Source organism: Serratia sp. JKS296 (assembly GCF_900215445.1).
Taxonomy (GTDB): Bacteria; Pseudomonadota; Gammaproteobacteria; order Enterobacterales; family Enterobacteriaceae; genus Serratia; species Serratia marcescens.
The window spans coordinates 1,455,843-1,474,268 of record NZ_OCMX01000001.1 but is presented as its reverse complement, the minus strand read 5'-3'; the positions used below and the strand labels follow the sequence as shown (position 1 = coordinate 1,474,268).

19 protein-coding genes are annotated in these 18,426 nt (G+C 59.2%); 6 read left to right on the top strand and 13 right to left on the bottom strand.

Features of this window, described 5'->3' with window-relative positions; translation table 11 throughout:
* Positions 1-154 precede the first annotated feature (154 nt).
* Together CRO23_RS07000 and yfbR are read left to right on the top strand one after the other, a co-directional pair.
* The gene (locus tag CRO23_RS07000) at positions 155-1,369 is read left to right on the top strand and encodes a pyridoxal phosphate-dependent aminotransferase (RefSeq protein WP_004936047.1); all 1,215 of its coding nucleotides are present in this window, start codon (positions 155-157) and stop codon (positions 1,367-1,369) included.
* Positions 1,370-1,476: 107 nt separating this feature from the next.
* On the top strand, positions 1,477-2,076 hold the full coding sequence (gene yfbR, locus CRO23_RS06995) for a 5'-deoxynucleotidase (protein WP_015378582.1): 600 nt from the start codon (positions 1,477-1,479) through the stop codon (positions 2,074-2,076).
* Positions 2,077-2,103: 27 nt separating this feature from the next.
* Here the strand turns inward: yfbR and CRO23_RS06990 are convergent, their stop codons facing one another.
* From CRO23_RS06990 to yfbV, 4 genes are all read right to left on the bottom strand, one after another.
* Positions 2,104-3,954 (bottom strand): SLC13 family permease, encoded by a 1,851-nt coding sequence (locus tag CRO23_RS06990; RefSeq protein ID WP_141398612.1) that lies wholly within the window; start codon positions 3,952-3,954, stop codon positions 2,104-2,106.
* A 79-nt stretch (positions 3,955-4,033) separates the two neighbouring features.
* Positions 4,034-4,690 (bottom strand): sugar phosphatase, encoded by a 657-nt coding sequence (locus CRO23_RS06985; RefSeq protein ID WP_016926899.1) that lies wholly within the window; start codon positions 4,688-4,690, stop codon positions 4,034-4,036.
* A 17-nt stretch (positions 4,691-4,707) separates the two neighbouring features.
* Complete coding sequence (locus CRO23_RS06980) at positions 4,708-5,202, bottom strand: YfbU family protein (RefSeq protein ID WP_016926898.1); 495 nt, start codon at positions 5,200-5,202, stop codon at positions 4,708-4,710.
* 142 nt (positions 5,203-5,344) lie between these two features.
* A complete protein-coding gene (gene yfbV, locus CRO23_RS06975; protein ID WP_004936061.1) occupies positions 5,345-5,800 on the bottom strand; it encodes a terminus macrodomain insulation protein YfbV in 456 nt (151 codons plus the stop codon).
* Positions 5,801-6,158: 358 nt separating this feature from the next.
* Between yfbV and ackA the strand changes: the two genes are divergently transcribed.
* Positions 6,159-7,361, top strand: a complete 1,203-nt coding sequence (ackA, locus tag CRO23_RS06970; RefSeq protein ID WP_004936063.1) for an acetate kinase — start codon at positions 6,159-6,161, stop codon at positions 7,359-7,361.
* A gap of 74 nt (positions 7,362-7,435) precedes the next feature.
* Positions 7,436-9,592 carry a phosphate acetyltransferase gene (gene pta, locus CRO23_RS06965; protein ID WP_028127748.1) on the top strand — a complete coding sequence of 719 codons (2,157 nt, stop codon included), beginning with the start codon at positions 7,436-7,438 and terminating at the stop codon, positions 9,590-9,592.
* Between the two features lie 111 nt (positions 9,593-9,703).
* Here the strand turns inward: pta and CRO23_RS06960 are convergent, their stop codons facing one another.
* The 7 genes from CRO23_RS06960 to CRO23_RS06930 form a co-directional block, all read right to left on the bottom strand.
* A complete protein-coding gene (locus tag CRO23_RS06960; RefSeq protein WP_033652000.1) occupies positions 9,704-10,150 on the bottom strand; it encodes a hypothetical protein in 447 nt (148 codons plus the stop codon).
* Positions 10,128-10,520 carry a polymorphic toxin type 44 domain-containing protein gene (locus tag CRO23_RS06955; RefSeq protein WP_071997811.1) on the bottom strand — a complete coding sequence of 131 codons (393 nt, stop codon included), beginning with the start codon at positions 10,518-10,520 and terminating at the stop codon, positions 10,128-10,130. The genes CRO23_RS06960 and CRO23_RS06955 overlap by 23 nt, the downstream gene beginning before the upstream one ends.
* A 321-nt stretch (positions 10,521-10,841) precedes the next feature.
* Complete coding sequence (locus CRO23_RS06950; RefSeq protein ID WP_097101611.1) at positions 10,842-11,795, bottom strand: transketolase family protein; 954 nt, start codon at positions 11,793-11,795, stop codon at positions 10,842-10,844.
* The gene (locus CRO23_RS06945; RefSeq protein ID WP_228988449.1) at positions 11,788-12,639 is read right to left on the bottom strand and encodes a transketolase; all 852 of its coding nucleotides are present in this window, start codon (positions 12,637-12,639) and stop codon (positions 11,788-11,790) included. The genes CRO23_RS06950 and CRO23_RS06945 overlap by 8 nt, the downstream gene beginning before the upstream one ends.
* Before the next feature lie 13 nt (positions 12,640-12,652).
* Complete coding sequence (locus CRO23_RS06940) at positions 12,653-14,032, bottom strand: PTS ascorbate transporter subunit IIC (protein ID WP_016926891.1); 1,380 nt, start codon at positions 14,030-14,032, stop codon at positions 12,653-12,655.
* A gap of 23 nt (positions 14,033-14,055) precedes the next feature.
* Positions 14,056-14,337 (bottom strand): PTS sugar transporter subunit IIB, encoded by a 282-nt coding sequence (locus tag CRO23_RS06935; RefSeq protein ID WP_015378585.1) that lies wholly within the window; start codon positions 14,335-14,337, stop codon positions 14,056-14,058.
* A gap of 92 nt (positions 14,338-14,429) precedes the next feature.
* Positions 14,430-14,873 carry a PTS sugar transporter subunit IIA gene (locus tag CRO23_RS06930; RefSeq protein WP_016926889.1) on the bottom strand — a complete coding sequence of 148 codons (444 nt, stop codon included), beginning with the start codon at positions 14,871-14,873 and terminating at the stop codon, positions 14,430-14,432.
* 310 nt (positions 14,874-15,183) lie between these two features.
* On the opposite strand from CRO23_RS06930, the gene CRO23_RS06925 reads away from it, so the two are divergent.
* The gene (locus CRO23_RS06925; protein WP_016926888.1) at positions 15,184-16,203 is read left to right on the top strand and encodes a LacI family DNA-binding transcriptional regulator; all 1,020 of its coding nucleotides are present in this window, start codon (positions 15,184-15,186) and stop codon (positions 16,201-16,203) included.
* A gap of 54 nt (positions 16,204-16,257) precedes the next feature.
* Here CRO23_RS06925 and yfcD read toward each other — a convergent pair whose 3' ends face one another.
* Positions 16,258-16,803 carry an NUDIX hydrolase YfcD gene (yfcD, locus tag CRO23_RS06920; protein WP_004936086.1) on the bottom strand — a complete coding sequence of 182 codons (546 nt, stop codon included), beginning with the start codon at positions 16,801-16,803 and terminating at the stop codon, positions 16,258-16,260.
* A gap of 99 nt (positions 16,804-16,902) precedes the next feature.
* Entirely contained in the window at positions 16,903-17,454 is a 552-nt protein-coding gene (gene yfcE / locus CRO23_RS06915; protein ID WP_016926887.1) for a phosphodiesterase, read from the bottom strand.
* A 233-nt stretch (positions 17,455-17,687) separates the two neighbouring features.
* Here yfcE and yfcG point away from each other — a divergent pair, with 233 nt between their 5' ends.
* Positions 17,688-18,317 carry a GSH-dependent disulfide bond oxidoreductase gene (gene yfcG, locus CRO23_RS06910; protein ID WP_016926886.1) on the top strand — a complete coding sequence of 210 codons (630 nt, stop codon included), beginning with the start codon at positions 17,688-17,690 and terminating at the stop codon, positions 18,315-18,317.
* Positions 18,318-18,426 lie beyond the last annotated feature (109 nt).

Here is an 18,426-nt window from a genome sequence, read left to right as displayed (position 1 = left end):
TTTGCTTATCATAACTAAAATCCCCCGTTACGACATGCATTTGCACCAAAGGCGTGCAAAACCCTTCAAAAGCAACTACGCCAGGAGTACATTGGGCGGGTTGCGGCGTCCCACGGTAGGAGCGCCCCTATCCCAGCAAAAGGCTCAACTTTTTATGTCCCCCATTGAGAAATCCAGCAAACTGGACAACGTCTGCTATGACATTCGCGGCCCGGTGCTTAAAGAAGCTAAACGTCTTGAAGAAGAAGGCAACAAAGTCCTGAAACTGAACATCGGCAACCCTGCCCCGTTCGGTTTCGACGCCCCGGACGAAATCCTGGTCGACGTGATCCGCAATCTGCCCACGGCGCAAGGCTACTCCGACTCCAAGGGCCTCTTCTCGGCGCGTAAAGCGATCATGCAGCACTATCAGGCGCGCAACATGCGTGACGTGACCGTTGAGGATATCTACATTGGCAACGGCGTCTCGGAGCTGATCGTTCAATCCATGCAGGCGCTGCTCAACAGCGGCGACGAAATGCTGGTGCCGGCGCCGGACTACCCGTTGTGGACCGCCGCGGTCTCGCTGTCCGGCGGCAAAGCCGTGCACTATCTGTGCGATGAGCAGGCCGGCTGGTTCCCGGATCTGGACGACATCATCAGCAAGATCACCCCGCGCACCCGCGGCATCGTGATCATCAACCCGAACAACCCAACCGGCGCGGTGTACAGCAAAGCGCTGCTGGAACAGATCGTCGAGATCGCCCGTCAACACAACCTGATCATCTTCGCCGACGAGATCTACGACAAGATCCTGTACGACGAAGCGGAGCACCACTCTATCGCCGCGCTGGCGCCGGATCTGCTGACCGTGACCTTCAACGGCCTGTCGAAGACCTACCGCGTGGCGGGCTTCCGCCAGGGCTGGATGGTGCTGAACGGGCCGAAAAAGCACGCCAAAGGCTATATCGAAGGGCTGGAGATGCTGGCTTCGATGCGCCTGTGCGCCAACGTGCCGATGCAGCACGCGATTCAAACCGCGCTGGGCGGTTATCAAAGCATCAGCGAATTCATTCAGCCCGGCGGCCGTCTGTACGAACAGCGCAATCGCACCTGGGAACTGCTCAATGACATTCCGGGCGTCTCATGCGTGAAGCCGCAGGGCGCGCTGTACATGTTCCCGCGCATCGATGCCAAACGCTTCAATATCCATGACGACCAGAAACTGGTGCTGGATCTGCTGCTGCAGGAAAAAGTGCTGCTGGTGCAGGGAACCGCATTCAACTGGCCCTACCCGGATCATGTGCGCATCGTCACCCTGCCGCGCGTAGACGAGCTGGAAATGGCGGTCGGCAAGCTGGGCCGCTTCCTTGAAGGCTACCATCAGTAATCGCCTGGGGCGCAGCGCCTTGCTGCGCCCTTCTCTCATTGCCCGGTTGCAAAATTCGCCGTCACTGCTTCACAATGGGGGCCTCACTTGCCGTTAAAGAGAGCACCATGAGCCAGAGCCATTTCTTCGCCCATCTGTCCCGCCTGAAACTGATCAACCGCTGGCCACTGATGCGCAACGTGCGCACCGAGAACGTCTCCGAACACAGTCTGCAGGTGGCTTTTGTCGCCCACGCGTTGGCGGTGATCAAGAACCGCAAGTTCAACGGCAATCTCAACGCCGACCGGGTTGCGCTGCTGGCGATGTATCACGACGCCAGCGAAGTGATCACCGGCGACATGCCGACGCCGATCAAGTACTACAATCCGCAGATCGCCCACGAGTACAAGAAGATCGAAAAGATCGCCCAGCAAAAGCTGCTGGACATGATCCCCGCGGAACTGCGCAACGATTTCCGCACCATTCTCGATGAGCACTATTACAGCGAAGATGAAAAGCAGGTGGTAAAGCAGGCGGACGCATTATGCGCCTACCTGAAATGCCTGGAGGAGCTGTCTGCCGGTAACAACGAATTTACCCTGGCCAAGGCGCGGCTGGATAAAACCCTGGAACAGCGCCGCAGCCCGGAGATGGACTACTTCATGGAAGTGTTCATTCCCAGTTTCAGTCTGTCATTGGACGAAATCAGCCTCGACAGCTCGCTGTAACCCCGCCGGCGCAGCCTCGTTGCGCCGTTAAAAACCGTAGAGCCACGGCACCACAATCACGCTGACCGCCATCACCAACAGGGTGAACGGCACGCCGAGCCGCACGAAATCGCCGAACTTGTAATTGCCCGGCCCCAGCACCAGCGTATTGACCGGTGAAGAAACCGGCGTCATAAAGGCGGCGGACGCGGCGACGGCGATAATCATCGCGAACGGGTATGGCGATACCCCCATTTCGCGCGCGGCGGCGATGGCGATCGGCGCCATCAGCACCGCCGTCGCGGTATTGGAAATAAACAGGCCGATGGTGGCGCACAAGACGAACAGGCACAGCAGCATCACGCGCGGCCCCGCGCCGCCGGCGACGTCCATCAGCCCGCTGACGATCAGATCCACCCCGCCGGTCTTTTGCAGCGCCTGCGCGAACGGCATCATGCCGACGATCAAAATAATGCTCGGCCAATGGATCGATTTATAGGCGCTCTCCATATCGATGCAGCGGAACTTGCCCATCAGCAAACAGGCGATCAGCGCCGCGATCGGGTTGGGGATTTCGTCGGTCAGCATCATCGCCACCATCAGCGCCAGGCAAAACAGCGCATGCGGCGCCTGCGTGATGGCCGGCGCCACTTCGTCCACCTCGGCCGGCAGATTGAGCACGATAAAGTCGTGGGTTTTGGCCTGCAGCTGACGAATCGCCTTCCAATCGCCGATCACCAGTAAGATGTCGCCCAGTTCCAGCGGCTCGTCCACCAACTTGCCGCCCAGCGTCTCGCCGTGGCGGCGGATGCCCACCACGTTCAGATCGTAACGGCTGCGGAACGCCGCTTCGCGCAGGCTTTTGCCCAGCAGCGCCGAGTCCGGGATCAGCGACACCTCCGCCATGCCGACGTTGCGCGACTGTTCCGAGAAGTAATCGCCGCGCAGCACCATCGGCTCCAGCCGCTGCTCGCCGCAGAATTCGCGCAGATCGACCTGGCTGTCCGACATGTCGATCAAGAGGACGTCGCCCTCGCGCAGTTCGGTGCTGCCGGAGGCGCTGACCATCACCCGCCGGAAGCGTTTCCAGCGCTCGATGCCCACCACGTTGGCGCCATAGCGCGCGCGCAGGTGCAGCTCGTCCAGCGAACGCCCGATCAGCGGCGAAGCGCTGCGGACAGCCAACCGCCGCGCGCGGCCGGTCAGCTTGTAATCGCGGATCAGGTCACGGAAGGTGCGGCGCTGCCAGTCGTCGCCTGCTTTGCTCGTGTCGCCGCTGCCCAGCCAACGCCGGGCGATCAGCATGTAACCGACGCCCAGCGCCAGCACCGCCAGGCCAATGGGCGTCACGCTGAAGAAACCGAAACCATGGATGCCTTCACGCACCAGTTCGCTGTTGACCACCATGTTGGGCGGCGTGGCCACCAGCGTCATCATGCCGCTGATCAGCCCGGCGAAGCTGAGCGGCATCATCAGCCGCCCCGGCGCGATCTTCATTCTCGCCGTCACGCTGAGCACCACCGGGATAAAGATCGCCACCACGCCGGTCGAGCTCATAAATGCCCCCAATCCGGCGACCGTCACCATCAGCAGCATCAACATTTTGGTTTCGCTGCTGCCGGCCACTTTCACCAGCCAGTCGCCCACCTGATAAGCCACGCCGGTGCGCACCAGCCCTTCGCCGATCACGAACAGCGCGGCGATCAAAATCACATTGGGATCGCTGAAACCGACCGTCGCCTCCTGCAAGCTGAGCGTGCCGCTCAGCACGAAAGCGATGATCACCAACAGCGCCACCACGTCCATCCGCAGCTTGTTGGTGGTAAACAGCACGATGGCAATCAGCAGTAAACTCAGCACCCACAGTAATTCGCTGTTCAAAACGGCCTCATCCGGCAAATGTCCAAGGGTCTAAAAAATAGCATAAAAAAACCCCGCCGAAGCGGGGTCTAATCAATTAGGGTGAAGATCATGCCGCTTAAACCAGCCGGCGAACGATCGCGCCCTGCGCCGTTTTATCGACGGCGATCTGCGCCAGCGAATCCAGCCGCAGGTCGACCTGCTCCAGCTTCGGCGCATCGGCCGGGGCGTTGACCGCAATCACCTGGCAACCCGCCGCCAGGCCGGAGAGAATGCCGGCCGGCGCGTCTTCGACCACTACGCACTCGTGCGGCGCCAGCCCCAGGCGCTCGGCGCCCAGCAGATAGGCGTCGGGCTGCGGCTTGCCATGTTTAACCTGCTCGGCGGTGATGAACACCGCCGGCTGCGGCAAACCGCCGGCCTGGCGGCGAGCGCCGGCCACCGGCACCGAACCGGAGGTGACGATCGCCCAAGGGATGCCGAGCGCGTTCAGGCGCTCCAGCAACGCAATCGCGCCCGGCAGCGCGCGAACGCCATCGGTATCCTGCGCTTCCACCTGCTCCAGCAATTGGAATTCGCGCTGAATTTCCGCTTCGCTTTCGCCCGGCATAAAATGGCGCAGAGAAGTAATGGCCTGTTTACCGTGAATGAAGTCCAGCACCGCTTGCGGGTCGACGCCGCGGCGCTCGGCCCAGTGCGTCCAGGCGCGCTCTACCGCCGGCAGCGAATCCACCAGGGTGCCATCAAGATCGAACAGAAAACCCTTACACTCCACAGAAAACCTCTTCTTAATCAAGCATTGATGATTTGCGCTATCTCAACGGCGCTCAAGTGATACTGGCGCGGACAGGCCAACCAGATCGCCAGCATACGCTGGTATTTTTCCCACATTTTGGTCTGGGCGTTAAAACCGTGGCTGCCGGAATCAAAGTGAGTATAGCGCCCCTCGGTGCTGACCAGGAAACGCACGTAACTCAGGTAGCGCGCCTCGGTCGCGGCGTCGAAGCCGAGGAACGCCAGGCGGCGCTCGTCCAGATCCTGCTTCTCTTTCAGGTTGCCCCAGGAAACCTGCAGCGCATGATGCATTTCCATCACGTTGATGATGGTGCGGCACACCTCTTCGCTCAGTTCGCCGAAATCGCGATCCAGCTCGCGCATTTGCAAACCGAAGCCGCGTTCGACGATGGTTTGCAACCGGCGATAACGATCGCCGTTGTCCGGATCGAGCAAGGTCATCATCTTGTACTGATTCGACAGGATCAGCCGCTGGGCGTTGGTCATTTCCATCAGGATTTCCTCATTTCTGTGTGATGGCGGGAGCATCGCACAGCGCAAGAACGCAGGAAATCACAACTCGACCGTTCTTTGATTTAAACCGGGGTTATTGGCGCTTAGACGAAAAAGGCCGCACAACGCGGCCTTTTTTCATTTACAGATCGTCGAGGAAGGTTTTGTCCAGCTGCTTGAAGGCGCGCTTGAGCAAATCAGCCAACGTCTGATAGGTCGGCGTGCCTTCGAGCGGCGCCACCGCCTGTCCGGCTTCCGTCAGCTTGTTGCGCACCTCATGGAACCATTGCAGCAGCGTCGGCGGCAGCGGCGTGACCGAACGACGCCCCAGCCACCACAAGCCCTGCATCGGCAGGCTGCAGGCGAACAGCGCGGTGGCGATCGCCGGGCCCAGTTGGCCGCCGAGCGCGATCTGCCAGGTCAGCGTGAAAATCGCCAACGGCGGCATGAAACGGATAGCGAAACGGGTGGCACGCGCAACGCGGTTCTCCGGAAAGACCGGTGCCAGACGTTTGTCTGACGGCCAGGTTTTCATATAATGCTGCCCGCGCTGGAAGACCTGAAACCAGCTTACGGAACCGGACGGTTTGCTCGTCATTGCGTACCTCAACGTCACGTAAAGAAACTAAAAGCGTGCTGCCAGAGACCATACTAAAAAATTTGAAGCTTTAAATTTATTTTGTGTTTGCACCGGGCTATCGGTATCCTAAGCCGGCCTTGTGGCCGGTAGAAGATGACGTAAATTTTGTCAACTTTTAGCCCTATAAAAATCAAGATTATTTAAACCGCAGAGAAATCATCGGTTTTTCCATCATCCTGTGATTTGTGCACTTCACATGATGTTAATCATAAATGTCATCGGCACTATGCGCTACGCTTGTTGTCTGATTGACGATTAATTCACCACGTGTGTTCGATTTTCTTTTAACAACACGACTATTTAAGTAGGTACTTCCATGTCGAGTAAGCTAGTACTGGTTCTTAACTGCGGCAGTTCTTCTCTGAAATTCGCCATCATCGATGCCGTTAACGGCGACGAATTCCTCTCCGGTTTGGCCGAGTGTTTCCACCTGCCTGAAGCTCGCATCAAGTGGAAAATGGACGGCGCCAAACACGAAGCTGCCCTGGGGGCCGGCGCTGCACACAGCGAAGCGCTGAACTTCATTGTTAATACTATTCTGGCACAAAAACCAGAGCTTTCCGCGCAGTTGACCGCTATCGGCCACCGCATCGTGCACGGCGGCGAGAAGTTCACCGCCTCCGCCGTGATCAACGACGAAGTTCTGCAGGGTATCAAAGATTCCGTGCCGTTCGCACCACTGCACAACCCAGCTCACCTGATCGGCATCGCGGAAGCGCTGAAATCCTTCCCTCACCTGGCTGACAAGAACGTTGCCGTGTTCGACACCGCGTTCCACCAGACCATGCCGGAAGAATCTTACCTGTACGCCCTGCCGTACAGCCTGTACCGCGACCACGGCGTTCGCCGCTACGGCGCACACGGCACCAGCCACTTCTACGTGACTCAGGAAGCCGCGAAGATGCTGAACAAGCCGGTGGAAGAAGTGAACGTGATCACTTGCCACCTGGGCAACGGCGGTTCCGTCACCGCAGTGCGCAACGGCCAGTGCGTTGACACCTCCATGGGTCTGACCCCGCTGGAAGGCCTGGTAATGGGCACCCGCAGCGGTGATATCGATCCGGCTATCATCTTCCACCTGCACGATTCTCTGGGCATGAGCGTTGACCAGATCAACAAGATGCTGACCAAAGAATCCGGCCTGCTGGGCCTGACCGAAGTCACCAGCGACTGCCGTTACGTTGAAGACAACTACGACAGCAAAGCCGATGCCAAACGCGCCATGGACGTGTTCTGCCACCGTCTGGCCAAATACGTCGGCGCCTACAGCGCGCTGATGGAAGGCCGTCTGGACGCGGTGATCTTCACCGGCGGCATCGGCGAGAACGCCGGCATGGTGCGTGAGCTGACCCTGAACAAACTGGGCCTGCTGGGCTTCGAAATCGACCACGACCGCAACATGGCCGCTCGCTTCGGCAAATCCGGCGCCATCACCAAAGACGGCAGCCGCCTGGCGCTGGTGATCCCGACCAACGAAGAGTTGGTCATCGCGCAGGACGCATCCCGCCTGACCGCGTAATGCTCTCAAAACACCGTCAGCCCAGGCTGACGGTGTTGTTTTAGCCTCATGTTAATCGTGAAGAGGACTATTCTGTGTCACGTACTATTATGTTGATCCCCACCGGCACCAGCGTCGGCCTGACCAGCGTCAGCCTGGGTGTCATCCGCTCCATGGAGCAAAAAGGCGTTCGTCTGAGCGTGTTCAAGCCTATCGCTCAACCGCGCACCGGCGACAACGCGCTCGACCAGACCACCACCATCATCCGCAGCAACTCCACCATCCCGGCGGCCGAACCGCTGCGCATGGATTACGTTGAAGGCCTACTGAGCTCCAACCAGCAAGACGTGCTGATGGAAGAGATCGTGGCGCGCTACCACGAGAACACCAAAGACGCGGAAGTGGTGCTGATCGAAGGCCTGGTGCCGACCCGCAAACACCAGTTCGCCAACGCGCTGAACTACGAGATCGCCAAAACCCTTAACGCCGAGATCGTCTTCGTACTGGCGCTGGGCAACGACTCCCCGGCGCAGCTGAAAGAGCGCATCGAACTGGCGCGCACCAGCTTCGGCGGCAGCAAGAACAAAAACATCACCGGCGTTATCATCAACAAGCTGAACGCGCCGGTCGACGATCAGGGCCGCACCCGTCCTGACCTGTCCGAAATCTTCGACGACTCCACCAAAGCCAGCATCGCCCACGTCGATCCTGCGCAGCTGTTCGCCAACAGCCCGCTGCCGGTTCTGGGCTGCGTGCCGTGGAGTTTCGATCTGATCGCCACCCGCGCCATCGACATGGCTCGCCACCTGAAGGCCCGCGTGGTCAACGAAGGCGACATCATGACCCGCCGCGTGAAGTCCGTGACCTTCTGTGCTCGCAGCATCCCGCACATGCTGGAACACTTCCGCCCAGGCTCCCTGCTGGTGACCTCCGCAGACCGTCCTGACGTGCTGGTCTCCGCCTGCCTGGCGGCGATGAACGGCGTGGAAATCGGCGCCATCCTGCTGACCGGCGGCTACGCCATCGATGAGCCGATTAAGAAGCTGTGCGAACGCGCCTTCCAGACCGGCCTGCCGGTGTTCATGGTCGACACCAACACCTGGCAGACCTCGCTGAGCCTGCAGAGCTTCAACCTCGAAGTGCCGGCGGACGACCACCAGCGCATCGAGAAAGTGCAGAACTACGTGGCCAGCCACATCAGCACCGAGTGGATCGACTCGCTGACCGCTACCTCTGAGCGTTCACGCCGTCTGTCTCCACCGGCGTTCCGTTACGAACTGACCGAACTGGCGCGTAAAGCCGGCAAGCGCATCGTGCTGCCGGAAGGCGACGAGCCGCGCACCGTGAAAGCGGCGGCCATCTGCGCCGAACGCGGCATCGCGGAATGCGTGCTGCTCGGCAACCCGGACGAGATCCAGCGCGTCGCGGCAGCGCAAGGCGTTGAGCTGGGCAAAGGCATCGAAATCGTCGATCCGGTCGCCGTGCGTGAAAACTACGTGCCGCGTCTGGTTGAGCTGCGCAAGAGCAAGGGCATGACCGAAGTGGTCGCGCGCGAGCAGCTGGAAGACAACGTGGTGCTCGGCACCCTGATGCTGGAACAGGGCGAAGTCGACGGTCTGGTCTCCGGCGCGGTTCACACCACCGCCAACACCATTCGTCCGCCGTTGCAGCTGATCAAAACCGCGCCGGGCAGCTCGCTGGTGTCCTCCGTGTTCTTCATGCTGTTGCCTGACCAGGTACTGGTCTACGGCGACTGCGCGATCAACCCGGATCCGACCGCCGAGCAGCTGTCTGAAATCGCCATCCAGTCTGCGGATTCCGCCGCGGCCTTCGGCATCGAGCCGCGCGTAGCGATGATCTCCTACTCCACCGGCAACTCCGGTGCGGGCAGCGACGTTGAGAAAGTGCGCGAAGCGACCCGTCTGGCGCAGGAAAAACGCCCGGACCTGATCATCGACGGCCCGCTGCAGTACGACGCCGCCATCATGGCCGACGTTGCCAAGTCCAAGGCGCCGAACTCGCCGGTGGCCGGCCAGGCGACCGTGTTCATCTTCCCGGATCTGAACACCGGCAATACCACCTACAAAGCGGTACAGCGCTCCGCTGACCTGGTCTCCATCGGCCCGATGCTGCAAGGCATGCGCAAGCCGGTGAACGACCTGTCGCGCGGCGCACTGGTTGACGATATCGTCTACACCGTCGCGCTGACGGCGATCCAGTCTTCCCAGGCTGACGCTGCCGCCAAGGCGTAATAAACCGTTAAAAAAAGCCAGTCAGGTAATCCTGACTGGCTTTTTTATGCCTGATATTCTTGGTGATGATGCTGTTTTAGACAATACCCGCCAAATCCGCAGCACCCACCATCATCGCCAAGCGCTGACGCCCCGTGCAGAAAAATCAATGGTAGGCATGATGGGGGTTTGGCTGTTCGTGGCATAGAAAAATGCCGAATTCGTAAAGGAATACACCTTCCCGGAAAAATTGATGGTGACGCGGTTGCCCTCACCGCGGATAGTTGCATCAGCCCGATCCGCCGTCAAAATTGGCGCGCTTTGACTCAGCACGTTGATAGGGTCGCCATCCAAGCTTCCGTTCAAATAGTAACGATACACATCCGTGTCGGTGGCCCCCGCATTCTGGTACTCGGTGACATAGAGCCAAATCTCGTCGGTCAACTGCTTTTTGCTGTAGAGCTTATCGTCATAAGTCTCGCGGGTGGCATACCAATACCCCGCAAAGCCAACGACAATAACCAACAAAACCGTCGTCAATAGCCGATGAGCCCATTTAGTAACCATGCCGAGTTGCATAATCAATTCCTTGTTTGATCCAATATTGATCCCGAGGGTCATCACCATACGGCGGGCGTTGATACCAATGACTCCATTCTAACCGCGATGTTCCTGCACGTGACTGAGCAAATCCAGCGCCCATCAACAAAATATCTGCGGGAATTCCAGCCGCGGTACCGGTTGCACCATAATTGAAATTACCAAAGTTAGCCAAGGCGCGATTTTGCTGTTTGTAATCCCAGGGGCCCCGATTTTTTACCTGATGGTAGAACCAATAGTAAGTACCAGGCAACGCCATGTTGCGCGGTTGCCCCTGCCTGCGCGCCTCGCGCAAGTTTCTGGCAAGAACAGTAAAACCGCCTGGCGGCAGTAATGGAACCACGGCCATAATCTCCTCCTTGAGAGCCGGATGTCATTTAATCATAGGGTTTATAAAAAATTCACACACTGTCTTATTCACTGCACGTATGAATAAGACAGCATGACGGAAATCATTCACCAAATAAATTTAACATATTGTATTTATTTGATTTATTTTCTCATTATCATATTTTATCCCTGTGTTGACCAGTTATTATCAATGGAAAAAAAAGTCCCCTAAGGGACTTTGTAATGGATAGCATGTTGATAAACGTCTCAGGGCAGAACAACTCGCGGGTAATAACCAATTCGATTACCGATTAAGAATGCCGGTAATTCCTATTCTGCTTTACAATAACTGCCCGGCAGCCTCCAGAATATGTTCGGCAGTCAGGCCATACTCCTGCTGTAAAAACGCCTGGGTGCCCACCTGGCCGTAACGCTCCTTCACCCCCACGCGCCGCATCGGCGTCGGGCACTCTTCCGCCAGCACCTCCGCCACCGCCGATCCCAGCCCGTTATGAATGCTGTGGTTCTCACAGGTGACGATGCGTCCGGTCTTGGCCGCGTAGGTTTTGATCAGTTCACGGTCGATAGGCTTGAGGGTGAACATATCGATCACCGCCGCGCTGACGCCCTGCCGCGCCAGCATCTCCGCCGCTTTCAACGCCTCCGCCACCATGATGCCGTTGGCGATCAGCGTGACGTCGTCGCCATCGCGCAGCAGGTTGCCCTTGCCGATGGTAAAGCGCGAGCCGTCCTGGTAGATGCGCGTCGCCTGCTTGCGAATGGTGCGCACCCAGTAGAAGCCGCGCAGATCCATCAGTTGGCGCAGAACGTCGGCGAACATGGTGGCGTCGGTCACTTCCAGCACCACCGAATGCGCCAGCCCGCGCACAATGCCCATGTCCTCGAACGACATGTGGGTGCCGCCGTTGTGGCAGGCGCTTACCCCGGCGTCGGAAGCGATCACCTTGACGTTGTTGCGCTGGTAATCCAGCGACATGAACAGCTGATCGAAACAGCGGCGGCTGGCGAAGGCGGTGAAGGTATGCACGAACGGCACCCGGCCGGTAAGCGACAGCCCGGCGGCGACGCCGATCACGTTGGCCTCCATGATGCCGCAGTTGATCACGTGCTGCGGGTGATCCTTGTGCACGCCGTCCATCGCCATTGAGCTCATCAAATCCGCCTCCAGCGCGATGATCGGCGCGCCCGCCTCAATCTGCCGCCGCACCGCGCCGGCGTAGACTTTGCGCATTTCGACGGCGTCGTTTTCCAACTGCGTCACTACGTTAAACATGGGCGGCCTCCAGTTCGGCGATGGCTTTTTCGATCTCCAGCTGCACGTCCGGCGTCAGGCGCAGGTGGTGTGAGTTCGACAGGTTTTCCAGATAGGTCACGCCCTGTCCCTTGATGCTGTCGAGCACGATCGCCAGCGGCCGCTGTTCGCCGCCGCGCGCCGGCGCTACCGCCGCCAGCAGCGCCGCGATGTCGTCGCCCTTGATGGTTTGCACCTCAAAGCCGAAGGCGCGGAACTTGGCGGCCAGATCGAACGGTTGGATCACCTCGTCCAGCGCGCCGTCCAGCTGTTGCTTGTTGTAATCGATGAACAGCGTCAGGTTGTTCAGGTTGTGGTGGGCGATAAACTGGAACGCCTCCCAGCACTGCCCTTCATTCAGCTCTCCGTCGCCGAGGATGCTGAACACCCGATTGCGCCGCCCCGCCAGCCGATGGGATAACGCCATGCCGGCGGCGATCGACACGCCCTGCCCCAGTGAGCCGGTGGTGGCGTCCACGCCGCGCGTGCGCAGCCGGTCCGGGTGGCTCGGCAGGCGCGTGCCGTTCTGATTGAGGGTCTTCAGTTCCGCCAGCGGGAAGTAGCCCTTGATCGCCAGCGTGCTGTACAGCGCCGGGCCGGCGTGCCCTTTCGACAGCACGAAGTCATCGCGCTCCGGCCAGTCCGGGTCCGCCGGATCGATGCGCATCACGCCGCCGTACAGCACCGCCAGCGTCTCCACCACCGACATGCAGCCGCCGTAGTGGCCGAAGCCCAGCCCGGTCAGCGCTTTCAGCGTTTCCAGACGGATCGCGCGCGCCAGAGTGCGCAGCTCTTCAATTTCCGTTTCGCTCATTGTGTCGTTCATCAGTCTGCCCTCGTTATTTCTCGACGCGGTCAGCGGCCGGCGCGCCTTTGCGTTTTCTCAAGAAGTTATGCGCCACCAGCAGCGCGAACACGGCGACGATCGCCAGCATGATCATCTCCTTCGACATAAAGCGCGCCATATTGCCCAGCAGGATGCCGATCACGCCGAAGTCGGCGTCGGAGAAGGTGGTGTTGGCAAAGCCAAGCGCCCCCAGCACCGGCAACAGCAGCACCGGCAGGAAGGTGATCAGCAGTCCGTTGGCGAAGGCGCCCAGCATCGCGCCGCGCCGCCCGCCGGTCGCGTTGCCGAAAACCCCGGCGGTAGCGCCGGTGAAGAAATGCGGCACCACGCCGGGCAGGATCAGCACCATCTTCAGTTGCCCCAGCAGGAACAGCCCGGCCAACCCGCCAAGGAAGCTGAACAGGAAGCCGATCAGCACCGCGTTGGGGGCATAGGGATAAACCACCGGGCAATCCAGCGCCGGCCGCGCGTTAGGCACCAGTTTTTCCGAGAAGCCGGTGAACGCCGGCACGATCTCCGCCAGAATCAAGCGCACGCCCTGCAGAATGATGAACACCCCGGCGGCGAAGGTGATGGCCTGGATAATCGAATACACCAGGTAGTTCTGGCCGCCACTGAGCTCGCTTTCCACATAGGCCCGCCCGGCGCAGATCGCCAGGATCAGGTAGATGACGATCATGGTCATCGAGATCGAAATGGAGCTGTCACGCAGGAAGCTGAGGTTTTTCGGCAGGTTCATCTCCTCGGTCGAGCGCGAGTTCTTACCCACCTTCGAGCCGATCCAGCCGGACAGCACATAGCCCAGGGTGCCGAAGTGGCCGAAAGCGATATCGTCGTTGCCGGTGATGCGGCGCATATAGCGCTGGGCGATCGCCGGGAAGAACGCCATCACCAGCCCCAGGGTCAACGCGCCGGTAAACACCAGTTGAACGCCCTCGAAGCCCGCCACCGTCAGGATGATGCCGATCATGCAGGCCATGTAGAAGGTGTGGTGGCCGGTGAGGAAGATGTATTTCAGCCGGGTGAAGCGCGCCACCACGATGTTCGCCACCATGCCGAACGCCATGATCAAGGCGGTGGAAGCGCCGTATTTCTCCAGCGCGATAGAGACGATCGCTTCGTTGTTCGGAATGATGCCCTGAATATTAAATGCGTGTTCGAACATGCCGCCCAACGGATTGAGCGACCCGACCAATACCGTGGCGCCGCCGCCCAAAACGATAAAGCCGAGAATGGTTTTTACCGTGCCTTTCACCACGTCGGAAAAGGATTTCTTTTGCGCCAGCAAACCGATCAGCGCAATAAGCCCGACCAGCACCGAAGGCACCTTTAATATATCCACCACAAACTTAAGCGTTTCCTGGATAAACATATCCACCTCGCCAATCGTTTTATTCAGAGGATTGAGTGGGCTTCGAAGTAAGCGCGCAGCTTGGCTTCCAGCTCATTGATGTCGATGATGTTGCTGATCACCACCAGCTGCTCGGCCGGCACGCTGGCGCTGTCGGCGATGTCTTTCGCCATCACGAACACGTCGGCTGCGCCGGGGGTGGCCGACGACAGATCGGAGTGTTCGACCTCGGCCTCCACGCCCATTTTTTTCAGCACCTTTTTAATATTCATTTCCACCATAAAACTGCTGCCGAGACCAGAACCGCAAATCGCCATGATTTTCATGATATCCACCTGTTGAATTTAGCGTGTAGGGTAGCGCCGCCGGTCATATTCCCGGCGTTGTTAGCATTAATCGTGCTCCTGGTGATTAAACGTTAATAGCGGGCGATAATATCCTCGATTTGTCGTTTATCTTTGGCGTGAAATAACGCCTCCATTGCCTGATTGTCTGAAAATAATTCAGCCAGTTGCGAAATCAATTCGATGTGGCTGTTGCCGTCAGGCGCGGAAAGCGTCACCACCACCTGAACCGGATCGTTATCCGCGGAATGAAAGTTAACCCCCTGATGGATCTTCAACAGCGATAACCCCAGCGCGTTGGCACCCTCCTCGGGCCGGGCGTGTGGCATGGCGATGCCCGGCGCCAGGACGAAGTAAGGGCCGAGCTTCTCCTGCTGATGAAAGATGGCCGTCAGATAATTCGGCGTAATCACGCCGTCTTGCAGCAGCGGCTGCGCGCTCAGCGTTACCGCCTGGCGCCAGTCCTCCACCCGTTCGCACAGCTGTATATGATCGGCGGTCAGCCACTCTTTCAGCACGTTATCCTCCCGAGAATCGATGATTGCGGCCGGTGATTAATTCACCGACGACGGTAAAACTTTAATCAACTCCTCCCGGCCACACAGTGATGGATATCACAAAGATAGCGCTACCAAAGCGCTATCATGCAGATCTGTGATAGCGCTATCAAAACGCCGCGCCGCGGCATGACGTTAACCACAATTTTTTCTCGCTCTTTCGGGTAACGGGGTAGAATGTGCCACATACGGGGATCGTCGAAGCCGCGCCGTCGGCTTCCCACCCTCACCATTTTTATGCGCCGCGCGCGCATTTCAGTCGGGATTTGGCATGTCGATCGGTAAAAAACGCCGCAGCACGGGCAGGGTGACGTTGGCTGACGTAGCGCAGCTGGCGGGCGTCGGCACCATGACGGTGTCGCGCGCGCTGCGCACGCCGGAGCAGGTTTCAGACAAACTGCGCGAGAAGATTGAAGCCGCGGTGAGCGAGTTGGGGTATCTGCCCAACCTGGCCGCCAGTTCGCTGGCGTCGGCCTCCTCCTACACCATCGCCATGGTGGTGCCCAGCCTGTCCGAATCCGGCTGCGCCGAGATGTTCGCCGGTCTGCAGAAAGTGCTGCAGCCCGCCGGCTATCACATCATGCTGGCGGAGTCGCAGCACCACCTGGAACGCGAGGAGAGACTGCTGGAGACCCTGCTCTCTTACAACCTGGCGGCGGCGGTGCTGCTCAGCGTCGAGCATTCGCAAAATGCCCGCAACGCGTTGATCGCCGCCAACATTCCGGTGGTGGAGATCGGCGCCGTGCGCGCCGATCCGATCGACATGAGCATCGGCATCGATTACGTGGCGGCCATGTATCAGCTGACGCAAACGGTGATCGCCGGCGGCTATCAGAATATCGGGCTGCTGTGCGCCAATCAGGAACAGTGGATTTTCCAGCAACACCTGCAGGGTTGGCACAAGGCGCTGCTGCGCAACCATATGTCGCCGCATCGGGTGATCAACGCCGCGCAGCCCGCCAGCTTCAGCACCGGCGCGCAGCAGCTGCCGGAATTCTTGCTGGCTTGGCCGGAGCTGGACGCGCTGGTGTGCGCCTCGGACGAACTGGCGGGCGGCGCGCTGTATGAATGCCAGCGGCGGCGCATCAAGGTGCCGGACAATCTGGCGGTGGTGGGGTTCGGCAACAGCGAGTTCAGCCGGGTGTGCCAGCCGCCGCTGACCACCATGACCATTCCGCATCGCGATATCGGCATTCAGGCCGGCCAGGCGCTGCTGGCGCGGCTGAACGAGCAACCCTGGCAACCGGCGGGCTCCCTGCCCGCCACGCTGTGCCGCCGCGACAGTTGCTGAATCCACAGCATAAAAAAAGCCGGTCGATGACCGGCTTTCTCACGCGTTGGCGTCTCAGTGGTTGTCGAGCGGCTTACCGTAATCCTGTTCGTTGTTGCGCGTCAGCCACAGCGACAGCGCCTTCAGCGAATCCGGGGTAAACTCGTCGCAGCGCGCGGTGATCTCTTCCGGCGTCAGCCAGCACACTTCAGCCACTTCTTCTTCCTGCAGCGCGAACGGGCCGTGCGATACGCAGCTGAACAGCGCCCCCCACACCCGGCACTGCTCTTCTTCGAAGTAGAACAGACCGTGTTCGGCGAAAGGCACGCCGGCGATGCCCAGCTCTTCTTCAGCCTCGCGGCGCGCCGAATCCAGTACGTTTTCACCGCTTTGCACTACGCCACCCGCCGTCGCGTCCAGCCAGCCCGGGTAGAAGTCCTTGATCTCGGTGCGACGCTGCACCAGAATTTTTCCCATCCCATCATGCACCACAATATAGGTAGCACGATGACGCAGCCGCTCCGCCCGCATCTGTTGACGACTGGATTGCGCAATCACCTCGTTTTGCTCGTCGACGATATCAACCCATTCGGTATCTGCAGCCTGACCCTGTTCCGCCATCCTCTAAAACCTTCTATTTTGGCGCGATGCATCCCGCGCGCTGGTTAATCAATGAGTGTTTTTCAAAGATTTTTATTGTGTGTGTATAAATTAGTGCGTTTAGCGTGTTAACGCCACCTCCGCGACGACCTTGCCGTCGTCGAGCGCCAGCACGCGCAAAGTGCCCCGATCCAACATGCCGTAGCTGGCCGGAAAGCCCCCTTTCGGGATGCTGACCGAGCCTGGATTGAAGCAATAGATCTCACCCTGCCGCTCCGCCTGCGGCAGATGCGTATGGCCGTAGGCCAGGACGTCACCGCGGGATAACGGCGGCAGTGCCGAGGGATGATAAAGGTGACCGTGGGTCAAAAACAATCGTCTTTTTTGCAGTAAAACCTGTTGCCAGGGCGCCTCGATGGGAAACGTCAGCAGCATCTGATCGACCTCGCTGTCGCAATTGCCGCGAACGGCGATGATCTTGTCGCTATAGCGATTCAATCGTTCGGCAACCTGAGCGGGCTGATACCCGGCGGGCAGCGCGTTGCGCGGGCCGTGATTCAGCAAATCACCCAGAAGAATCAGCCAGTCGGCGCCGTGTTGTGCGAACAATTCCAGCACGCGTTCGGTAGCCGGCAGCGATCCGTGGATATCCGAGGCGAACATCAGCTTCATAACCTTGTCCTATAGAGGGAAATAAGCGCCATTTTACCGCGCCGGCGCCGTGCGGCAAACCGCCGACCGCCCCGGTGGAGAATTGTGATCCAACTGCGCAGATAGCATCGGACGAATCCCACATAGCCTGCTATCCTTAGCTGCTATTGTTGGATCTCTGATATACCTTTGTGCGCGGCGAAGACCGCAGCAACGTGTAATGAATTACAGATCACCTTACCGCAGGAGGCAACATGATTGACCTGTATTACGCGCCTACTCCCAATGGTCACAAGATCACCTTGTTTCTGGAAGAGGTCGGCTTGCCCTACCGTATCCATCGCGTAAACATCAGCGCCGGCGAGCAGTTCAAACCGGACTTTCTGAGCATTTCTCCCAACAACAAAATCCCGGCGATCGTCGATCAGCAACCGGTGGACGGCGGCGCGCCAATCAGCCTGTTCGAGTCCGGGGAAATCCTGCTGTATCTGGCGGAGAAGACCGGCAAGCTGCTGAGCAAGGGCCTGCGCGAACGCGCCGCCACCCTGCAGTGGCTGTTCTGGCAGGTGGCCGGGTTCGGGCCGATGCTCGGGCAGAATCATCACTTTAATCACTACGCGCCGCAGCCGGTGCCTTACGCCATCGAGCGTTACCATCTGGAGACCAAGCGGCTGTACGGCGTGCTGGAAGCTGAACTGCAAAAACACCCGTACCTGGGCGGCGACAACTACAGCATCGCCGATATCGCCACCTACCCGTGGGTGGTGTCGCATCCGCGCCAGCGCATCGATCTGGCAGATTACCCGGCGGTGCGCAACTGGTTCGAGCGCATCAGCAACCGCCCGGCGACCGAGCGCGCCTACAAACTGGCCGAACAAGCCTAAGCGCCTCCCCCGACTCCCCGTCGGCCGGGGAGTCACATCGTCCTCACGTTATCATTTCCTTACTTTCCGTGTATTCTGAACGCTAATAATCAGACCTATGGAGAATCTC

Excerpts from the sequence above, each read along its gene's own strand:
- CRO23_RS07000 (WP_004936047.1), top strand. The coding sequence starts at position 155 with ATGTCCCCCATTGAGAAATCCAGCAAACTGGACAACGTCTGCTATGAC.
- yfbR (WP_015378582.1), top strand. The coding sequence starts at position 1,477 with ATGAGCCAGAGCCATTTCTTCGCCCATCTGTCCCGCCTGAAACTGATC.
- CRO23_RS06980 (WP_016926898.1), bottom strand. The coding sequence starts at position 5,202 with ATGGAAATGACCAACGCCCAGCGGCTGATCCTGTCGAATCAGTACAAG.
- yfbV (WP_004936061.1), bottom strand. The coding sequence starts at position 5,800 with ATGACGAGCAAACCGTCCGGTTCCGTAAGCTGGTTTCAGGTCTTCCAG.
- ackA (WP_004936063.1), top strand. The coding sequence starts at position 6,159 with ATGTCGAGTAAGCTAGTACTGGTTCTTAACTGCGGCAGTTCTTCTCTG.
- CRO23_RS06960 (WP_033652000.1), bottom strand. The coding sequence starts at position 10,150 with ATGCAACTCGGCATGGTTACTAAATGGGCTCATCGGCTATTGACGACG.
- CRO23_RS06955 (WP_071997811.1), bottom strand. The coding sequence starts at position 10,520 with ATGGCCGTGGTTCCATTACTGCCGCCAGGCGGTTTTACTGTTCTTGCC.
- CRO23_RS06950 (WP_097101611.1), bottom strand. The coding sequence starts at position 11,795 with ATGTTTAACGTAGTGACGCAGTTGGAAAACGACGCCGTCGAAATGCGC.
- CRO23_RS06945 (WP_228988449.1), bottom strand. The coding sequence starts at position 12,639 with ATGAACGACACAATGAGCGAAACGGAAATTGAAGAGCTGCGCACTCTG.
- CRO23_RS06940 (WP_016926891.1), bottom strand. The coding sequence starts at position 14,032 with ATGTTTATCCAGGAAACGCTTAAGTTTGTGGTGGATATATTAAAGGTG.
- CRO23_RS06935 (WP_015378585.1), bottom strand. The coding sequence starts at position 14,337 with ATGAAAATCATGGCGATTTGCGGTTCTGGTCTCGGCAGCAGTTTTATG.
- CRO23_RS06925 (WP_016926888.1), top strand. The coding sequence starts at position 15,184 with ATGTCGATCGGTAAAAAACGCCGCAGCACGGGCAGGGTGACGTTGGCT.
- yfcD (WP_004936086.1), bottom strand. The coding sequence starts at position 16,803 with ATGGCGGAACAGGGTCAGGCTGCAGATACCGAATGGGTTGATATCGTC.
- yfcE (WP_016926887.1), bottom strand. The coding sequence starts at position 17,454 with ATGAAGCTGATGTTCGCCTCGGATATCCACGGATCGCTGCCGGCTACC.
- yfcG (WP_016926886.1), top strand. The coding sequence starts at position 17,688 with ATGATTGACCTGTATTACGCGCCTACTCCCAATGGTCACAAGATCACC.